The organism is Bacillus mycoides, assembly GCF_018742245.1.
GTDB classification, from domain to species: domain Bacteria; phylum Bacillota; class Bacilli; order Bacillales; family Bacillaceae_G; genus Bacillus_A; species Bacillus_A cereus_U.
The window spans coordinates 542,211-563,541 of record NZ_CP036132.1; the positions used below are offsets into that span (position 1 = coordinate 542,211).

Genomic DNA, 21,331 nt, shown 5'->3' on the forward strand with positions numbered 1-21,331 from the left:
AATATGGGAGGGAGACGAAATGGTTGTAAAAGCGAATATTGAAAAGCAAGTGCAACAGTTTTTAGCATATATAACAGAGAAACGAACAGATGTAGATGGTATTGCAGTAGATCTGTTACAAATGGTACAGAGAAAGAAACAATTGTTTCAAAAGCGTAGTGCACATATAGTGGAAGCAACTGCAGATATTTCTTTCATTAGACAATTGAATAGTAATGAGCATCAAGAAATTGATTATCAAATACACTTGAAATATTTAATTAAGCATAAAGAATTATTTTATATCGAAGAGGAACAATTAAAACGACGAGTTTGTTTAAAAAATAGTCGTATAATAGATGATTATGCTCTTGAAGTGTCAGAAGAAATAGAAATAGGTGAAACGTTAGAACGGGAAGTCACGAAAGAAAAATACGGTTCATATCAATATAATCGTTTAGAGGCAGTGAAATATGCAGAGCGTTGGTGGGATGATCGCAATCCTGCATACCGTAATTTTCCTGATAATTGTACAAATTTCATTTCACAATGTCTGCACACTGGAGAAGTGCCAATGAATGGACATCCTAATATTCGTAAAGGGTGGTGGCAAAGGGGAAACCAGTGGAGTTGGAGCTGGGCTGTAGCACACTCTTTTTATTGGTATTTGTCAGGTGCTACAGCTGGTCTTCGAGCAGAAGCAGTAGAAAAGCCAGAAGACCTTATTCTTGGCGATGTAATTGCGTATGATTTTGAGGATGATGGTAGGTGGAATCATACGACAATTGTAGTAGCAAAAGACGCAGCTGGTATGCCGCTTGTAAATGCACATTCAGCGAATAGCCGCAGGCGTTATTGGAACTATGAAGACTCTAGTAAATATACACCACAAATGAAATATAAATTCTTTCATATTATTAATGGGTAGAGATTTTTCGTTCAAGTGGTATAATACGTAGTAGACAAAAAATAGAGGTGAATATCGCGTGGGAGTACATGTTGTTTTATATCAACCAGAAATTCCAGCAAATACAGGGAATATTGCACGTACTTGTGCAGCAACTGGAACAGAGTTACATTTGATTAGACCGCTTGGATTTTCAACGGATGACAAAATGTTAAAGCGTGCAGGACTAGATTATTGGCAGCACGTAAAAGTTACGTATTATGATTCAATCGAAGAATTTTATGAGAAAAATAAAGATGGTGAATTCTTCTATTTAACAAAGTATGGCGAGAAAGCTCATACAGCATTTGATTATAGCAAACGTGAGAAGGATTACTATTTCGTATTTGGAAGAGAAACAAATGGATTACCAGCTAATGTAATTGAAGAAAACTTCGATCATTGTTTACGTATTCCAATGACGGATAAAGTACGTTCATTAAATTTATCTAATACAGCAGCAATTTTAATTTATGAAGCGTTCCGTCAACAAAATTATCCAGGATTAGATTTAGAAATCGTTTATTAAAAGTCGCCATTTGGCGACTTTTTTATTTTTTTGAAAAAATATGTAATCATACATTTTAAAAAAGGTACATATTCATATAGAATGAGATATATGAATAAAAATAGATAAGACGGGTTGAGATAAATATGAAGGAACAATATAATAATCAAAATACCTTTTTAAGTATGATAGATATGGATTTAGTAAGACAGGGACTGTTACATGCTATTCAAGATTTAGTGTTTATTGTGAAAGTTATTGACGATGAAACTTTTAAATATATTTATGTGAATAAAATAGGAATGGATCACGCCAGGCTAGGGAAAGAATGTTATGGAAAAACTTTTGCAGAAGTATTACCAGAAGATACGGCAAGATTATTGCAAGGACAATATGAAAAAGTAATGAGAGAAGCGAGAGCAAATACATTTTGTGATGTAATTAGTTTGCCAACTGGAGATATACATTATGAATCTTCACTTAATCCAGTATGCGATGTAAATGGAACATGTCAGTTTATTATTTGTATTACTAGAGATATTACAGCACAGGTTAAGAAAAAAGCGGAAATAGAAGAAAAACAAATGTTATTTAAGTCATTACTAGAATATAATAATGATTCCATTGTATCTGTAGATTCTATTGGAAGAATTACATATGCAAATCCAGCAACTTATGAAATTTTTGGGTATCGATATGAGGAGTTAAAGGACCAATTTATTTTTCAGTTTATAAATAAAGAATATGAAAAAACTTTTCAAATTATATTTAAGAATGCTTTACAGGGAAAAGCAAAACAAATTGTTGCAAAGAAATATGTTCATAAAGAAGGATATGAACTTTATATTTCTGTGAGGACTATCCCCATTATTGTGAATAGTGAAATCGTCGGGGTGTACATTGTTACGAGAGATGTTACGAGGCAAGTATTAAATGAGATGAAAACAGAGTATTTGGCTTACTTCGATCAGTTAACGGGGTTAATGAATAGAATATCATGTACAAATAAACTAAATGAATTTTTAGATGATAATAAAGAATTTGCATTGGTTTTTATAGATTTGGATGAATTTCACCTTATTAATGATACATTTGGTCATAAAGAAGGGGATCAAGTATTAAAAAAAGTTACTGAATGCCTACGAGAACTAAAAATAGAAGATATGCATTTATTTAGAGAACATGATGATCAATTTGTTATGTTAATAGAAAATATAACGAAAGAATGCGTAGAGGAAGTGGCACAAACAATATTAAAAAGAATTAGTGAGCATTTTGTAATAGAAGAAGAGGATGTTTATTTGAGTGCATCAATTGGGATTGTAATGGCTCCAAAAGATGGAATGGATGAAAAAATGCTTTTCCAAAGAGTCGACACAGCTTTGGAAAAAGCAAAGGAAAAAGGAAAAGGATATTATCATTTTTATTGTAGTGGATTAGATTGTGAACGTGAACAAAGGTTTATAATAGAGAATCAGTTACATCGTGCTATAGAGAAAAATGAATTTTTCCTATATTATCAACCTCAAATTAATATTGAAACGGGAAAGATAGCCAGTATGGAAGCGTTAATAAGGTGGGAGAATAAGGAGCTAGGATTTGTCTCGCCAAATCAATTTATCCCACTTGCTGAAAGAACTGGATTTATTATTAAACTTGATGAATGGGTAGTACATCAAGTTTGTGAACAGATACGTGAATGGTTAAATAAAGGGTATGAAGTTGTACCAATTGCAGTTAATATTTCAGCTAGACATTTTCGTTCTATTACATTAATAGAGATGATTACACGTGCTTTAAATAAGTACAACGTCCCCCCTCATTTATTAGCAATAGAAGTTACAGAAGGGGCTCTTATACATAAAGATTTATCGAAAAGAGTGTTAATGCAGTTAAAAGAACAAAATTTAAAGATTCATTTAGATGACTTTGGAACGGGATATTCATCTTTAAGTTATTTAAAAACATATCCGATTGATACGTTAAAAATTGATCGTTCTTTTATGGAAGGTATATATAAAGATGAAAGAGATACGAATATTACGGCTGCAATTATTCATTTAGCACATACTCTAGGGTTAAATGTAATTGCAGAAGGAGTAGAAAAATCGGAACAGATACAATTTTTAAAGGAAAAGAATGTGAAACTCGTACAAGGTTATTTTTATAATCGTCCTTTGTCAATATACGATGTAGAAAATATTTATTTTAAATAGTGTATAAAAAACAAGAAAAAAAGTGATGTGCTGAAAAGCACATCACTTTTTATGTGTACCTGGTTTATCGTTATAACCAGATGTGAAAATAGCTGTAAGAAATGTGAGTGATACACCTAAAATTAATAATAACTTCATCCTAATTTCCTCCTTACTTTTTCGGTTTACGAATCCTATTTGTGAATCGAAATGTATGTAAGGTTCCTAGAAGAAAAGAATTTATTTACAATGAATAGCAGCGTGAAAACTTTAATACCTTTATTATACAGAATTTTCTTTGAATTTTGGAGAGAATTTTATAGCGCTATTATATATTTCGTTTTGATTTAAAGAATGTTTAAGGACATCCTAGCATACCTTTTATAATAATCCGATTGAACAAGGAGATGGGGGAGGAGCTATAATGGATATTCTAAAGAAAATTGAACAATATCGGGAAGCAGAAGAACGTTTACAATGGGAAGGTACGTTTGCGGAGTATTTGGAGCTTGTGAAAGAAAGACCATGGGTGGCTCAAACAGCACACTCTCGCATTTACAATATGATAAAAGATGCTGGAATTGAAGAAGTTGATGGTAGAAGAAAATATAACTTCTTTAGTAATCAGCTATTTGGATTAGAGGATGCTTTAGAACGCCTTGTGGAAGAATATTTTCATCCATCTGCAAAACGATTAGATGTTAGAAAACGTATTTTGTTATTAATGGGGCCTGTTAGTGGTGGGAAATCAACATTAGTTACGATGTTGAAACGAGGATTAGAAACATATTCACGAACAGATCGTGGAGCGATTTTTGCAATAAAAGGCTGCCCAATGCATGAAGATCCACTTCATTTAATTCCGCAGCATTTACGGAATGATTTCTTTGATGAGTATGGAGTAAGAATTGAAGGGAATTTATCACCATTAAATGTTATGCGTCTAGAGCAAGAATATGGGTCAAGAATTGAGGATGTAGTTGTAGAGCGTATTTTCTTCTCTGAAGATCGCCGTACAGGAATTGGTACATTTAGTCCTTCTGATCCAAAATCACAAGATATTGCCGATTTAACAGGTAGTCTAGACTTTTCTACAATTGCAGAATACGGTTCGGAATCAGATCCTCGTGCATATCGATTTGATGGAGAATTAAATAAGGCGAACCGTGGAATGATGGAATTCCAAGAGATGCTAAAATGTGATGAGAAATTTTTATGGCATTTATTATCGCTTACGCAAGAAGGAAATTTCAAGGCAGGCAGATTTGCGCTTATTTCAGCAGATGAATTAATTGTAGCGCATACAAATGAAACAGAGTATCGATCCTTCATAGCAAATAAGAAAAATGAAGCATTGCATTCACGAATTATTGTAATGCCGGTTCCATATAATTTACGGGTTAGTGAAGAAGAACATATTTATGAAAAAATGATTCGTGAAAGTGATGTGTCCAATGTTCATATTGCACCGCATACACTTCGCGTTGCAGCAATGTTCACTATTTTAACTCGTTTAAAAGATCCGAAGCGTCCAGATATTGATTCAATTAAAAAGATGCGTTTATATGATGGAGAAACGGTAGAAGGGTATAATGCGATTGATGTAGAAGAATTGCAACGCGAATATCAAGATGAAGGTATGAAGGGGATTGATCCTCGTTATGTCATTAACCGAATTTCTTCTACAATTATTCGAAAAGAGGTACCATCTATTAATGCACTAGATGTACTGAGATCGTTAAAAGACGGATTGGATCAGCATCCATCAATTAGTAGTGAAGACCGAGAGCGCTATATGAATTTCATCTCATTAGCGAGAAAAGAATACGATGAAATTGCTAAGAAAGAAGTACAAAAAGCGTTTGTTTATTCATACGAAGAATCAGCTAAAACACTTATGGATAATTACTTAGATAACGTCGAAGCGTACTGCAATAAATCAAAATTACGTGATCCTTTAACAGGTGAAGAAATGAGCCCAGATGAAAAACTTATGCGTTCGATTGAAGAGCAAATTGGAATTTCAGAAAATGCTAAAAAGGCATTCCGTGAAGAAATTTTAATTCGCATTTCTGCCTATGCACGTAAAGGGAAACGCTTTGATTATAATTCACACGAACGTCTTCGTGAAGCGATTCAGAAAAAACTATTTGCTGATTTAAAAGATATAGTGAAAATTACAACATCAACGAAAACACCAGACGAAAATCAGCTTAAGAAAATCAATGATGTTGTTGCACGCTTAATTGATGAGCATGGCTATAATTCTTCATCTGCGAATGAATTGTTACGATATGTAGGTAGTTTGTTAAATCGATAGTTTGATAACAAAACGCTGTCTCTTATTCTCGGGACGGCGTTTTGTTATCTATTGATATTTGTAAAAAATGTCATAGCTTGTCCGAATATAATAAATTAAGATGCGATTTTATGAATTTCTTGTCAATTATTTTTACAATATGCATATGATAGAGTAACCAACCATTCATACAAAAAAGCCAACACAATATAATATGTTGCAAAACGAAAATGTGTGCAACAATGCATTGTGTTTCTTTCTTATCAACGGCTGAATGTTTATTTCTATTATGTGAGTGGCAAAATTTTGTTTAAGATGCTCGGAGTATTGTATGAAAAACGCTATATATGTTTATGGGATGATTTTCGATGAACAGTTATTTTTTAAATATTATAGTTACGCACACTAGAAAACAAAATTATAGATTGCTGTTCATAAGAGAAAACAAATACAGTAAGGAGGGAAAGGCATGGGCGAAGAAAATCAACCAAACTATACAATTTCACAGGAAAACTGGTCCCTCCATCGCAAAGGATATGACGACCAACAACGCCATCAAGAAAAAGTACAAGAGGCAATTAAAAATAATTTGCCAGATCTTGTAACAGAAGAAAATATTGTTATGTCTAATGGTAGGGATGTTGTGAAAATACCGATTCGTTCTTTAGATGAATATAAGATTAGATACAATTATGATAAAAATAAACATGTTGGGCAAGGGAACGGTGACAGCAAAGTTGGCGATGTCGTTGCGAGAGATGGATCAGGTGGTCAAAAGCAGAAAGGACCAGGAAAAGGGCAAGGGGCAGGAGATGCAGCTGGAGAAGATTATTATGAAGCAGAAGTCTCAATTTTAGAATTGGAGCAAGCGTTTTTCAAAGAGTTAGAGTTGCCTAATTTAAAGAGAAAAGAACTGGATGAAAACCGGATTGAACACATTGAATTTAATGATATTAGAAAAACAGGATTATGGGGAAATATCGATAAGAAACGAACGATGATATCTGCATATAAACGAAATGCAATGCGTGGTAAAGCATCTTTCCATCCAATTCACCAAGAAGATTTAAAGTTCCGTACTTGGAATGAAGTGTTAAAGCCAGATTCAAAAGCTGTTGTATTAGCGATGATGGATACGAGTGGATCGATGGGGATATGGGAGAAGTATATGGCACGTAGCTTCTTTTTCTGGATGACAAGATTTTTACGCACAAAGTATGAAACCGTAGACATTGAGTTTATTGCCCATCATACGGAAGCGAAGGTCGTTACAGAAGAAGAATTTTTCTCAAAAGGAGAAAGTGGTGGAACGATCTGTTCTTCTGTGTACAAAAAAGCACTTGAGTTAATCGATAATAAATATTCACCAGATCGCTATAATATTTATCCATTCCATTTTTCAGACGGTGATAATTTAACTTCGGATAATGCTAGATGTGTAAAGCTTGTTGAAGAGTTGATGAAGAAGTGTAATATGTTTGGGTATGGGGAAGTGAATCAGTACAACCGCCACAGTACACTTATGTCAGCATATAAAAATATTAAAGATGAGAACTTCAGATATTATATTTTAAAACAAAAAGCAGATGTATTTCATGCGATGAAGAGCTTTTTTAAAGAAGAATCAGGAGAGAAAATGGCATAACCCCTTTTGAAGGGGTTTATTTTTTTGTAAACTTTTTATTTTTTTAGTTGACAATGATAATGAAAATCATTATCATTTATTCGAGAATGATTACATTTTGATTTATATATTTCGGAGGAGATGTAAAGTTGAAAAAAAATAAAAGAAAACATATAAATGCAATGTTAATAGCGGCGACGTTATCGTTACCGTTTGCTGTATATTCGACACCTGCTTTAGCGGCAGTAGCAATTGAGGCAAATAAAACTGGATATGCTTTAGAAAATGGTACATATGATGCTGTTATTAAAGCGTATAAAGATAAAACAAATGAAGAGTCCATGGCAGCTGTTTATATAAAGGATCCGAAATTAACAATCGAGAATGGAAAGAAAATCGTAACGGCAACGTTAAGTGATAGTGATTTCTTTCAATACTTGAAAACAGAGGATATTCATACTCCTGGTGTGTTTCATGATGTGAAAGTAATATCTGAGGATAAAAAGAAAAATGGGACGAAGGTTGTTCAATTTGAAGTTGGAGAACTAGGAAAAAGGTATAATATGCAAATGCATATTTATATTCCAACAATGGGATATAATAATAAATATCAAGTACAGTTTGAAGTAAATACTTTAAATTTAGAAAATAATGTTCCAGAAAAGCAAAAGGAAAATAAAGAGGATAAAGTGGAAAAACAAGAAAAAGTTGCGAATGTAGTAGTTGATAAGAAATTACAACAGCATATTAATAAGTACAATTTAGATAGAAAAAATATAAATGAACCTATAACGAAGGAAGATTTATTAAAGATTAAAACATTAACCATATATTCAGGTGAAGGAATAAATGAAATAGCTGGTTTAGAATATATGACAAACTTAGAGAAGTTGACATTAAGAGAGTCTAATGTAACAGACATATCTGCTATCTCGGAATTGAGATATTTAAAGTTTTTAGATTTATCCTCTAATCCAATTGAAAGCATTCAACCCGTTTCTAAGCTAGAGAATCTTGACATGCTCTTTTTAAGAGATAACAAAATTGCGGATCTTACACCATTAAGTCAAATGAAAAAGATTAAAACATTAGATTTAATCGGTAATAATATAAAAGATCTTACACCATTATTTACAGTGTCATCTTTAAAAGAAGTATACTTAGCAAATAATCAAATTAGTAATCTTTCGGGTATTGAGAAGTTAAAGAATGTGAAACTACTATGGATAGGAAATAATAAAATTAGTGATGTTGAGCCTATTAGTAAAATGAGTAACCTTATTGAACTAGAAATTGCTGATAGTGAAATAAAAGATATATCACCATTATCTAAATTAGGAAAATTACAAGTACTGAATTTAGAAGAGAATTATATTTCTGATATATCAGCACTTGGCGAGCTAACAAATTTACACGAAGTAAACCTTGCAGCGAATGAGATTTTTGATATAAGGCCTGTTCAAGAACTAGGTAAGCGAATTTGGATTGACATTCAGAGACAAAAAATCTTTTTAGATGAAGCAAGCGTAGATGAAGCAATAAAAATTCCAATATATAATCTTAAAGGAGAACCACTTCAAAATATTAATTTAAAAAGTGAGGGAGCTACTCTGAATAACGGATTTATAAAATGGAATAGCCCTGGAGAAAAAATATATGAATTTAGATTAGATACGAATTCTGCTGAAAGTAAAATAAGGTTTAATGGGATGGTTATACAGAATATAGTTGAAAAACAAAAAGAAAGTGAAAATGTAATTCTTGATAAAACTTTACAACAACATATTAATAAAGAGAATTTAGGTAGAGAGAATCTCAATGCCCCTATAACAAAAGAGGATTTATTACAGATTAAAACATTAGAGATACTTAAAGAAAAAGGAAAAGAGATAAAGGATGTAACTGGTTTAGAGTCCATGGTGAATTTAGAAAACTTAACTTTAGAAGGAGTGGGCTTGAAAAATATTGAGTTCATCTCGAACTTGAAACAATTGAACGCTATGAATGTATCTCATAATCAAATTGAAGATATAACACCGTTATCTTTATTGAAAAATCTACAGTGGTTAAATCTTGCAGACAATCGTGTTAAAGATGTATCGGTTCTTGGCTCGATGTTAGACTTAATTAGTCTAACATTAGCTGGAAATGAGATTCGTGATGTAAGGCCGTTAATACAGTTAGGTCAGTGGTTTACAATTGATGTCGGAAGACAAAAAATCGTTTTAAATGATGCAAAAGTAAATGAAGAAATTCAAGTTCCTGTATATGATTTAGAAGGAGAAACTATTGAGAATATTAAATTGTCAAGTGAGGCGGGAACGCTTAATAACGGAGTAATAAAATGGAGTACTCCAGGCGAAAAGGTATATAAATTCGAGTTAGATTCTGATGAAATTAGTATAAGATTTAACGGAACAGTGATTCAAAATATAGTTGAAAAAGAAGAAGTAAAAGAGCCGGTAAAAGAAGTTGAAGAAACAAAAGAAGAAGTAAAAGAGCCGGTAAAAGAAGTTGAGGAAACAAAAGAAGTTGAGGAAATAAAAGAAGAAGTGAAAGAACCGACAAAAGAAATTGAAGAAACAAAAGAAGAAGTAAAAGAGCCGATAAAAGAAGTTGAAGAAACAAAAGAAGAAGTAAAAGAGCCGGTAAAAGAAGTTGAAGAAACAAAAGAAGAAGTAAAAGAGCCGGTAAAAGAAGTTGAAGAAACAAAAGGAGAAGTAAAAGAGCCGGTAAAAGAAGTTGAAGGTATAAAAGAAGAAGTGAAAGAACCAGCAAAAGAAGTTGGAGAAACAAAAGAAGAGGTAAAAGAACCAGCAAAAGAAGTTGGAGAAACAAAAGAAGAGGTAAAAGAAGCGACAACTAGATTGGATCAAGAGCCAAAAGGGGATAATCAAGTTGGGTCAGTGAAAGTGGTAGGACAAGAGAGTACGAAAGAAAAAGATTCAAATAAACAACATGCTAAGAAGCAAGAGGAAAATCAGAAATCTTTAGCAGCAACTGGTGGTCAAGCTAACACATCGAGTTTACTTTCTGGATTAGCACTTGTTTTTTCAGCATTAAGTATGTTTGTATTTAGAAAGAGATTATTTAAGAAATAAATAACGTTTTATCTTATTATTACAAAGAATATATATTTTTTGAGAATACCTTATCATAGCAATTTCATGTTGAAATATGCTTATGATAAGGTATTTTTGAATAGGGGAAGGATATTAATACGAGGATGTTTTGATCACTTAAATAATGGAGAAACTGTAGCGGAAATTGTGAGTACTCTTCGTTCACGATACGTTCAAAATGTATGAAGAAATAATATGAAATATTGCATTTTATATCACTTTATCCAGATAATATGTTAATTTCGTGAATGGAATATATAAATAGGGGGCAATGATATGAACAAGAAATTAAAGATTAATAAAGTGATGCTTAGTATTAGTACAATGGCGCTATCGTTAGGAGCAATTCAAACGAATGTATTAGCAGAAGAACAGGTATCGTATAACGTGTTGAAAACGAAACCGGTTGGAATTGAAAAGCCAGTAGATGAGGTTGGACATGCTTCTAAAGCCGAGGAAACATTATCGTTTCAAGAACGTTTAAAAGTAGGAGACTTGTCACAGCGACCAGCACCTATTACGAAGAGTTCAGAAGTAAAGCAAGTTAAAGAAAGCTATTCGATGGCTGATTTAAACAAAATGAATGATCAAGAATTGATTGAAACGTTAGGAAGTATTAAGTGGAATCAAATTACAGACTTGTTCCAGTTTAATGAAGACGCGAAAACTTTTTATCAGGACAAAGGAAAAATGCAAGTAATTATAGACGAATTAGCTCATAGAGGTAGTACATTTACGAAAGATGATTCAAAAGGAATTCAAACGTTTACTGAAGTGTTACGTTCGGCTTTTTATCTTGCATTCTATAATAATGAATTAAGCGCCTTAAATGAAAGAAGCTTCCAGGATAAATGTTTACCTGCTTTAAAAGCAATCGCAAAAAATCCAAACTTTAAGCTTGGAACAAATGAGCAAGATACAGTAGTATCTGCATACGGTAAATTAATTAGTAATGCATCAAGTGATGTTGAAACGGTGCAATACGCATCGAATATTTTAAAACAATATAATGATAATTTTAATGCATATGTAGACGATCGTATGAAAGGACAAGCTGTGTACGATATGATGCAAGGCATTGACTATGATATACAGTCTTACTTAATTGAGGCTCGTAAAGAAGCGAATGAAACGATGTGGTATGGAAAAGTAGATGGGTTTATTAATGAAATAAATCGTATTGCTCTTCTAAATGAAGTAACGCCAGAAAATAAATGGCTCGTTAATAATGGAATTTATTTTGCTAGCCGTTTAGGAAAGTTTCATAGCAATCCAAATAAAGGATTAGAGGTTGTTACACAAGCAATGCATATGTATCCACGTTTAAGTGAACCGTATTTTGTTGCGGTAGAACAAATTACAACAAACTATAACGGGAAAGATTATAGCGGGAATACGATAGATTTAGAAAAGATACGTGAAGAAGGGAAAGAGCAGTACTTACCAAAAACGTATACATTTGATGATGGATCTATTGTATTCAAAACGGGAGATAAAGTATCCGAAGAGAAAATTAAGAGATTATATTGGGCAGCAAAGGAAGTAAAGGCTCAATATCATCGTGTAATTGGAAATGATAAAGCTTTAGAACAAGGTAATGCAGACGACGTATTAACGATAGTAATCTATAATACTCCAGATGAATATCAGTTAAATAGACAATTGTATGGATATGAAACAAACAATGGTGGAATTTATATTGAAGAGACAGGTACATTCTTTACATATGAGCGTACGCCAGAGCAAAGTATTTATAGTTTAGAAGAGCTATTCCGTCATGAGTTCACTCATTATCTTCAAGGAAGATATGAAGTTCCTGGTTTATTTGGAAGAGGAGATATGTATCAAAATGAAAGATTAACTTGGTTCCAAGAAGGGAATGCAGAATTTTTCGCAGGATCTACTCGTACAAATAATGTAGTACCGAGAAAGAGCATCATTAGCGGATTATCATCTGATCCTGCAAGCCGTTATACAGCAGAGCGTACACTATTTGCTAAATATGGTTCTTGGGATTTCTATAACTACTCGTTCGCATTGCAGTCGTACTTATATACTCATCAATTTGAAACGTTTGATAAAATTCAAGATTTAATTCGTGCGAATGACGTGAAAAATTATGATACATATCGTGAAACTTTAAGTAAAGATCCGAAGTTAAATAAAGAGTACCAAGCTTATATGCAGCAGTTAATTGATAATCAAGATAAGTATAATGTGCCGGAAGTAGCAGATGATTATTTCAATGAACATGCACCAAAATCGTTAACAGAAGTGAAGAAAGAAATTAGTGAGACGTTGTCTATGAAAGATACAAAAATGACAAAATATGAGTCTCAATTCTTTAATACATTTACATTAGAAGGTACGTTTACAGGTAGTGTAACAAAAGGTGAATCAGAAGACTGGAACGCAATGAGTAAAAGAGTAAATGAAGCTTTAGAACAAGTATCGCAAAAAGAATGGAGCGGCTACAAAACGGTTACAGCATATTTCGTCAATTATCGTGTGAATAGTTCCAATCAATTTGAATATGATGTAGTCTTTCATGGTATCGCAAAAGATGACGGAGAAAATAAAGCTCCGACAGTTAATATAAACGGTCCTTATAATGGGCTTGTAAAAGAAGGAATTCAATTCAAAAGTGATGGATCAAACGACGAAGATGGAAAAATCGTTTCTTATTCATGGGAGTTTGGAGACGGAAGAACAAGTACAGAAGTTAATCCAGTACATGCATATGAAAGAGAAGGAACTTATAAAGTAGCGTTAAGAGTAAAAGATGATAAAGGAAAAGAGAGTAGAAGCGAAACAAATGTTACGATTAAAGATGGACGTTTAACAGAATCTGAACCAAATAATCGTCCAGAGGAAGCAAATCGTATCGGGCTAAACACTACTATAAAAGGTAGCCTTATCGGCGGGGATCACACCGATGTTTATACATTTAATGTAGCATCAGCGAAAGATATCGATATTTCTATTTTAAATGAGCATGGAATCGGGATGACATGGGTACTTCACCATGAATCAAATATGCAAAATTATGCAGCTTACGGTCAAGCTAATGGAAATCATATAGAAGCAAAATTTAATGCAAAACCAGGTAAGTACTACTTGTATGTATATAAATATGATAATGGCGATGGAACATACGCATTATCAGTAAAATAAATGCTTTTCCAATGTATGTTTAACTTTACTTTTTGTGGAAAATAGTATATTATATAGATATATAATATATCGGTTATTTACTAGGAGGAGCCTGTCACAATAGGTTTCTCCTGTTCTTTTTTAGGGGCCTGTCTTACAGGTTTTTCTTTAAAAAATAAATAACTGAAAATTAAGAACGATAATCTTTGAAAGAGGTGATTCATACAAATAAAAAGAGGGTTGTTTAAGAAAGGGGGATAAGAAATGATCTTGTTTGGTTATCCACTTGAAACAATTTATTTATACGGATTTATAATTGCAACTATACTTACTGTTATTTATATCTTTTTTGGAGATATTTTTGAATCAATATTTAGTTTTGGAGGCGGATCTGTATCCGTTGTAACGTTGCTACTTAGTTTTTTCGCAATGTTATGTGGACTTAGTTATATAGGAGAGTATTTATATTCCTATAATAGTCTCGTTATTTTCGGGGGCTCATTTGCTATATCTTTTATCGGTGTTTTCATAATGAAAATACTAATTTTAAAACCAATTGCAGAAGCAGAACAAAACACGGTGCAGCGTATGGATGAATTCATTGGTTGCAAGGGAGAAGTCATTACGACAATTCCTACAGAAGGATTTGGTGAAGTATTAATCTCCTCTAAATTTGGAAGTAATGCAATCCCAGCTAAAACAATTGGAAAGAAAGATATTTCACAAGGAACTGAAGTTATTATCGAGGGAGTTCAAGATGGTGTTTTGCTTGTACAGAACATCGCTTATTCTTTAAAAAAACCAAAATTATAAGGGGGAATTTACATGACGATTCCATTAATTATCGGTGGAGTTTTACTCGCAATTTTAATTCTACTCATTTTAGTATTCATTACGAAGTATCGTACAGTTGGTCCAGATGAAGCATTAATTGTAACAGGGAACTGGCTTGGTGGTGGAAAGAATGTTGTTACCACTGATGATGGAAAGAAGATTAAGATTATCCGCGGTGGTGGTACTTTCGTTGTGCCAATTATGCAACGAGCAGAACTTCTTAGCTTATTAAACTATAAATTAGAAGTTGGAACACGTGATACGTATACGAAACAAGGTGTACCGATTACAGTAAACGGTGTTTCTATTATTAAAGTAGGATCGACAATTGAAGAAGTTTCTACAGCAGCTGAACAATATTTAGGAAAAGAAACGGAAGAGTTAAAAGTAGAAGCAAAAGAAGTTTTAGAAGGGCATCTACGTGCTATTTTATCTTCTATGACAGTAGAAGATGCTTATAGTAATAGAGAGCAATTCGCACAAAAGGTGCATGAAGTAGCTTCTACTGATTTGAAGAAGATGGGACTTCGCATCGTTTCCTTTACAATTAAAGAAATAATGGATAAAAACGGTTACTTAGATGCACTTGGTCAGCCGCAAATTGCAATGGTTAAGCGTGATGCAACAGTTGCAAATGCAGAGCGTGAAAAAGAGGCGAGAATTGAAAAAGCTCGTGCTGAGAAAGAAGCAAAAGAAGCAGAATATCAACGTGATGCACAAATCGCTGAAGCTGAAAAACATAAAGAATTAAAAGTACAATCTTATAAGAGAGACCAAGAACAAGCTCGCGCAGATGCAGATCTTTCTTATGAATTACAACAAGCGAAAGCACAACAAGGTGTTACAGAAGAGCAAATGCGAGTTAAAATCATTGAGCGTGAAAAGCAAATTGAGTTAGAAGAAAAAGAGATTGCGCGTCGTGAAAAGCAATACGATGCAGAAGTAAAGAAAAAGGCAGATGCAGATCGCTATGCTGTTGAACAATCAGCTGAAGCGGAAAAAGTAAAACAAATGAAAAAAGCAGATGCGGATCAATATAAAATTGAAGCAGAAGCAAGAGCACGTGCAGAAGAAGTTCGTGTAGAAGGGTTAGCAAAAGCAGAAATTGAAAAAGCACAAGGTCAGGCAAAGGCAGAAGTACAAAAGGCACAAGGTACAGCGGAAGCAGATGTTATTAGATTAAAAGGTTTAGCAGAAGCAGAAGCGAAACAAAAAATTGCAGAAGCATTTGAATTATATGGGCAAGCCGCGATTATGGATATGGTTCTTAAAATGCTTCCAAGTTATGCGAAAGAAATTGCGAGTCCACTTAGCAACATTGATAAAATTACAGTCGTTGATACAGGCGGTGGTGGAAAGAATAGCGGTGCCGGGAAAGTTGCAGGGTATGCGACAGATTTAATGGCAACAATGCAAGAAACTTTAAAAGCCTCTTCTGGTATTGATTTAAAAGAATTACTAGAAGGATTTGCTGGAAAAGGTGCAGTACAGCAACTATCAAACGATAAACCTGTCGTATCTGTAGTAGAAGGTGAGAAAAAAGAAGTAGAGAAAGATAAGGAATAGTAAGGTGAAAAGCCCCTCTAGTAAATAGATATTAGAGGGGCTTTTGTGTGTTTATATGACTCTCTGCTAACACTAAGGCAGAGTAGTGAATAATGATATAAAAGTAAAGAAATAAATGTGGTATGATTAAGTTGAAAAATCTGTATATTCTTTGAATTCTATCTTCAGTAATGTTAGGGGAATGATTTTGAAATTGAAGAAATTGAAATTGCAACCGAGAATTACATTAACTATTAGTACACTTATTCTTGCTGTACTGCTGTTAACGAGCTATTTATTTTACTATATATTATCTGAAACAGTAGAAGAGCAAATTGGAAAAAGGGCGTTGCATGTTGCGAAAACAGTTGCTGCTATACCGGAAATCGGGGAAGCTTTTCAAAAAGAAAATCCAGCTTCTATTATTCAGCCAATTGCAGAAGAAATTCGAATCGAAACAGATGCTGACTTTATTGTAGTTGGAAATAAAGATGGTATTCGTTATGCACATCCTAAGCGAGATAAAATAGGAGAAGCTATGGTGGGTGGAGATAACGAAGGGGTTCTATTAGAAGGGAAATCTTACGTTTCGAAAGCAACGGGATCATTAGGGCCTTCATTACGTGGAAAAGTCCCAATTCGTAATCAGGATAATGAAATTATTGGTGTAGTATCTGTTGGTTTTTCAATGGATGATATTCATGGAGCGATAGAAGTGTATGGAAAGCGTGTGTTTTGGATTACAATAACAGGTCTGTTAATTGGGATAATTGGCTCTGTATATTTAGCAAAAAGTATTAAGCGGATGATGTTTGGAATGGAGCCAGAAGAAATTTCATCTTTATACGAGGAGCATAGTACAGTTATTCAATCTGTACGTGAAGGAATTGTAGTAATCGATAAAAATGGAATGGTTAGTTTAGTAAATCAAGCGGCATACGATATCCTTTCTTTAGATAAACAACAAAATATAATAGGGGCATTTATTTTAGATGTTATTCCTAATTCATCGATACTGGATGTACTTCAAACTGGAGAAGAACAATTTGATCGCCAATTAAATATAAAGGGGCAGGATGTTATTGCCAATCGTCTCCCTATTAAAGTTAATCATAAAGTAACGGGTGTAGTATCCAGCTTACGCCTGAAATCTGAAATGGATCAATTAACAGCAGAATTGTCTCAAACGCGGCAATATACAGAGGCATTGCGGGCACAAACGCATGAATATAACAATTTATTATATACGCTTTCAGGTCTTATCCAATTAGAGTCGTATGAAGATGCTTTAGAGCTTATTCATAAGGAAACGGCAGTATATCAAGAGTTCGTTCAATTTATTATGAAACGAATTCAAAATCCATGGTTAGGTGGGATTTTAATTGGATTTTATAATAGGGCGCGAGAGTTGAAGATTGATTTTATGTTAGATAGGGAAAGTAGTTTAGAAGAGTTAAGTCCGCATATTGAGAGTAATTACGTTGTTTCTATTTTAGGGAATTTGATTACGAATGCATTTGAAGCAATTGAAAGAAATCACGAGCATAATAAGAAAGTAAGAATGTTTGTAACAGACATTGGTGAAGAAATATTAATTGAAGTGGAAGATTCAGGACAAGGTGTTCATGATGAAATAATTACAAGCATATTCTATAAAGGTTTTTCGACGAAAGCGGGCGAAAAACGTGGATATGGGTTAGCAAAAGTGAAAGAGTTAGTGGAAGATTTAAATGGAAGTATTGCGATTGAAAAAGGGGATTTAGGTGGTGCTTTATTTATCATTGCATTACCGAAAGAGAGAGGCGAATTGTAATGAATGAGGGGATTGAAGTATTGATTGTAGAAGATGATATTCGGATTGCGGAAATTCATCGTCGTTTTACTGAAAAAATTGAGGGGTTTAAAGTAATTGGAACAGCAACGACTGGGGAACAGGCGAAGGAATGGTTAGAGTTTGTAAAGCCGCAACTCGTTTTATTAGATGTATATTTACCTGACATGCAAGGGACTGAACTCGTCACATATATTAGGCATAATTTGCATGATACAGATATTATTATGATTACAGCCGCATCAGAGACGGATGTAGTGCGGCATGCTTTACGAGGCGGAGTAACAGATTATATCGTAAAGCCACTTACGTTTGATCGGTTTAAAACAAGTTTAGAAAGTTATCAAAAGAAGATTACGAAGTTAAAGAAAAATGCTCAATTATCTTCAGAACAGATTGAACATCTATGGTCCCAAAGAGGGGTGCAGGCAAATCAAATAGAATATGCACCAAAAGGAATCGATCCTTTAACGTTAGCAAAAATAAAAAAGCATATGTTAACTGTTAATGAGGAGGGAATTACTGCAGAGATGCTAAGTTCAATGGTAGGTGTAAGCCGATCAACTTCGAGGCGCTATTTAGAGTATTTGATCTCTGGAAAGAAAGTGCATGCGGAGCTTATATATGGAAGTGTGGGGAGGCCAGAAAGAAGGTATTTCCGCGTTTCTTCATAGGGGACTTTCACAACAATAAAAACAGTAGAGGATTACATTTCCTCTACTGTTTTTATTGTTTCATCTTATATTGGAATAATTCCAATTGCAATTCCAGTAATCAACATAACCATTGTCGTTCCAACAGCCCAAAGTAAAGTAAATCGTTGGTGTTCACCAAAATCAACCTTTGCCATACCGACTAATAAATAAGTGGAAGCAACGAGGGGACTCAGTAAGTGAACAGGTTGACCGAGTAACGAAGCACGTCCCATTTCTGCTGCACTAATTCCGTAAGCTGCAGCAGCTTTCGTTAAAATAGGTAATACACCGAAGTAAAAAGCATCATTAGACATGAAAAATGTGAACGGCATACTTAGTAAAGCTGTAATAATTGGAAGCTGGGGGCCAAGTGCATCTGGTATAAGAGTAACAACACTTTGAGCCATCGCATCTACCATTTTTGTTCCAGATAGAATACCTGTGAAAATTCCAGCAGCAAAGACGAGAGAAACAACCGCTAATACGTTCCCAGCGTGAGACGCAATACGCTCTTTTTGTTGTTCTAAGTTAGGGTAGTTAATCATAACAGCAATAGCAAAAGCGACTGTAAATAAAACAGGTAACGGCATAATCTCTAGTATGAGACAAACGAGGAGGGAAGCAGTTAATAAAAAGTTAATCCATAGCAGTTTCGGGCGTTTATGTATTTCAGCTTCAACTGTCGCAGCTTGCTCATCCATTGTTTGCATGTGTTTTAAGTATTGCACATCCATAATTCCTAAACGTTTTCTTTCTTTTTTTCCAAGATAGTAGGCAACGAAAACTACCCAAATTGCACCAGCAATCATTCCTGGTATAAGTGGTGTGAAGAGTTCTGATGCATCAAGTCCAAGAGCACTCATAACCCGAGCTGTTGGTCCACCCCAAGGTGTAAGATTTGTCACACCTGCTCCTAACATAACAACCCCAGCTAATATAAGTGGATTCATCCCAAGACGTTTATATAGTGGATACATTGCGGAAACTGTAATCATATATGTTGTTGTTCCGTCCCCATCTAATGAAACGATAATAGTAAGGATAGCCGTACCAACAACAATTTTTAAAGGGTCACCTTTTACAAATTTCAAAATTTTACTAATGACAGGATCAAATAAACCACTATCAATCATAATCCCAAAATATAAAATGGCGAACATAAGCATAATACCAGTAGGTGCTAACTTTTTAATACCGTCTAACATCATAGGACCCATATTTGCATAAAATCCACCAATTAATGCGAAAATAATTGGAATTAATATTAATGCTACTAATGCTGACATACGTTTAGTCATAATCAAAAACATAAAGACAAATACCATTGCAAATCCAAGTAATGCTACCATGTAATCTCCCCCTCAAAAAAATGATTGCGCTTTCAATATAGAACGAAAATTCAGATAAAAGGTTTTTTATTTATAATAAAAGGTTCAATTCGAATGGTAAATAATTAAAGAAATAACATCATTAGAAACATAATCTTTATTTTGATCATTTTGTTCACGAGGTAATTTTGAATTTTTAAAAAGATAAATACCTGTATGCAAGAATGGTAGAATAAGGTGAAAAAGAGAAGCGCGTGAAGTAGGGAGTAGATTTTGAATGGAAACAAGAATAGAAGAAATTTATAGTTCATGTACAGGAATAGTAGAAGAGATTTTTATTAATGAAACCTCTTACGTATATGAATGGGAGAAATTAATGATGATCCGAAAAAATGACGGCGAGATTGAAAAAATCGCAGTAGGGATCAGTGGAAATATAAGATTAGTAAATGTAGAAGTTGGACAGAACATTGATACGGACACATTATTAGTTAAGTTGGAAGATGATTTATTAATTACTGGTTGTGAATGATGAGAGATGTGTAGAAGTAACTGCACATCTCTTTTTTGTTCCATATATTACAAAAAGAACATTGTTTTTTCACAAATCTCACACAGTTTTTTGATATTCTTCTAGTTGAATATAAATATAACGAATAGATATTTTGAAATAATGTATTCTCGTTGAGGGGGATTATATTGTTTTTTAGGGAGGAAATAAGGATGAGAGTAAAGTATGCTGCGCTTGCTATATGTTTATGTTTCGTATTTACAGTAGTAGGGTGTGGAAAAAAGGAAATAGAAGTTGTTGCAGTTGATGAGAAAAACGATAAGTGTGATATTTGTCAAATAGGGGTAATGGATAATCAATTCACAACAGAAATTATTTTGGAGAATGGAAAAGCATTAAAATTTGATGATATTGGCTGCATGTATAAATGGATGGATAACAATAAAAATGAGAATATGAAAGAAAAATTTGTGCGAGACTACGATACGAAAGATTGGATTCCATTGCAGGAAGCAACTTATGTATATGATAAAACAATAACAACACCTATGGCTTATAACGTAATTTCTTTTAAAGATAAAAAAGATGCAGAAAGTTTTGTGTCTAAATATACTGGGGCGGTCCTTTCCTATAAAGATTTATCAGAGCATAGGTGGGAAATGAATAAAGAGATGATAGGGAAACCGAAAAAAGGGAATAGCGGAGGACATTCTCATTAATCCGAAACAGTAGTTACATAAAGGACAACCATCTAAGGTTGT

At 33.7% G+C, this 21,331-nt stretch carries 14 protein-coding genes; 13 read left to right on the top strand and 1 reads right to left on the bottom strand.

Translation table 11 applies throughout. The features are described from left to right. Positions 1-19: 19 nt before the first annotated feature. The 11 genes from EXW56_RS02805 to EXW56_RS02855 all read left to right on the top strand — a co-directional run bounded on the left by EXW56_RS02805 (position 20) and on the right by EXW56_RS02855 (position 18,710). Positions 20-907: an amidase domain-containing protein gene (locus EXW56_RS02805; RefSeq protein WP_215597164.1), complete on the top strand. Its 888-nt coding sequence runs from the start codon at positions 20-22 to the stop codon at positions 905-907. 58 nt (positions 908-965) lie between these two features. Then, entirely contained in the window at positions 966-1,454 is a 489-nt protein-coding gene (trmL, locus tag EXW56_RS02810; protein WP_000538149.1) for a tRNA (uridine(34)/cytosine(34)/5-carboxymethylaminomethyluridine(34)-2'-O)-methyltransferase TrmL, read from the top strand. Positions 1,455-1,579: 125 nt separating this feature from the next. Beyond that, a complete protein-coding gene (locus EXW56_RS02815; protein ID WP_002201841.1) occupies positions 1,580-3,649 on the top strand; it encodes a sensor domain-containing protein in 2,070 nt (689 codons plus the stop codon). Positions 3,650-4,052: 403 nt separating this feature from the next. Further along, complete coding sequence (locus EXW56_RS02820) at positions 4,053-5,948, top strand: PrkA family serine protein kinase (RefSeq protein ID WP_002113899.1); 1,896 nt, start codon at positions 4,053-4,055, stop codon at positions 5,946-5,948. Positions 5,949-6,396: 448 nt separating this feature from the next. Beyond that, positions 6,397-7,572 carry a sporulation protein YhbH gene (yhbH, locus tag EXW56_RS02825; protein WP_002113900.1) on the top strand — a complete coding sequence of 392 codons (1,176 nt, stop codon included), beginning with the start codon at positions 6,397-6,399 and terminating at the stop codon, positions 7,570-7,572. A 128-nt stretch (positions 7,573-7,700) separates the two neighbouring features. Beyond that, a complete protein-coding gene (locus EXW56_RS02830) occupies positions 7,701-10,652 on the top strand; it encodes a leucine-rich repeat domain-containing protein (protein WP_215597165.1) in 2,952 nt (983 codons plus the stop codon). A 297-nt stretch (positions 10,653-10,949) separates the two neighbouring features. Then, on the top strand, positions 10,950-13,847 hold the full coding sequence (gene colA, locus EXW56_RS02835; RefSeq protein ID WP_215597166.1) for a collagenase ColA: 2,898 nt from the start codon (positions 10,950-10,952) through the stop codon (positions 13,845-13,847). Positions 13,848-14,090: 243 nt separating this feature from the next. Next, on the top strand, positions 14,091-14,639 hold the full coding sequence (locus tag EXW56_RS02840; protein ID WP_215557924.1) for an NfeD family protein: 549 nt from the start codon (positions 14,091-14,093) through the stop codon (positions 14,637-14,639). Positions 14,640-14,651: 12 nt separating this feature from the next. Next, positions 14,652-16,226 (top strand): flotillin lipid rafts scaffold protein FloT, encoded by a 1,575-nt coding sequence (locus tag EXW56_RS02845; RefSeq protein ID WP_002113918.1) that lies wholly within the window; start codon positions 14,652-14,654, stop codon positions 16,224-16,226. Positions 16,227-16,407: 181 nt separating this feature from the next. Next, positions 16,408-18,018 (top strand): ATP-binding protein, encoded by a 1,611-nt coding sequence (locus EXW56_RS02850; protein ID WP_080013751.1) that lies wholly within the window; start codon positions 16,408-16,410, stop codon positions 18,016-18,018. Then, positions 18,018-18,710: a response regulator gene (locus tag EXW56_RS02855; protein ID WP_002113922.1), complete on the top strand. Its 693-nt coding sequence runs from the start codon at positions 18,018-18,020 to the stop codon at positions 18,708-18,710. The genes EXW56_RS02850 and EXW56_RS02855 overlap by 1 nt, the downstream gene beginning before the upstream one ends. Before the next feature lie 65 nt (positions 18,711-18,775). On the opposite strand, the gene EXW56_RS02860 is transcribed toward EXW56_RS02855, so the two are convergent. Beyond that, positions 18,776-20,080 carry a CitMHS family transporter gene (locus EXW56_RS02860; protein ID WP_002201835.1) on the bottom strand — a complete coding sequence of 435 codons (1,305 nt, stop codon included), beginning with the start codon at positions 20,078-20,080 and terminating at the stop codon, positions 18,776-18,778. 256 nt (positions 20,081-20,336) lie between these two features. Here EXW56_RS02860 and EXW56_RS02865 point away from each other — a divergent pair, with 256 nt between their 5' ends. Both EXW56_RS02865 and EXW56_RS02870 read left to right on the top strand, forming a co-directional pair. Continuing rightward, positions 20,337-20,591: a hypothetical protein gene (locus EXW56_RS02865; RefSeq protein WP_002201834.1), complete on the top strand. Its 255-nt coding sequence runs from the start codon at positions 20,337-20,339 to the stop codon at positions 20,589-20,591. A 191-nt stretch (positions 20,592-20,782) separates the two neighbouring features. Further along, on the top strand, positions 20,783-21,289 hold the full coding sequence (locus tag EXW56_RS02870) for a nitrous oxide reductase accessory protein NosL (protein WP_002201833.1): 507 nt from the start codon (positions 20,783-20,785) through the stop codon (positions 21,287-21,289). Positions 21,290-21,331 lie beyond the last annotated feature (42 nt).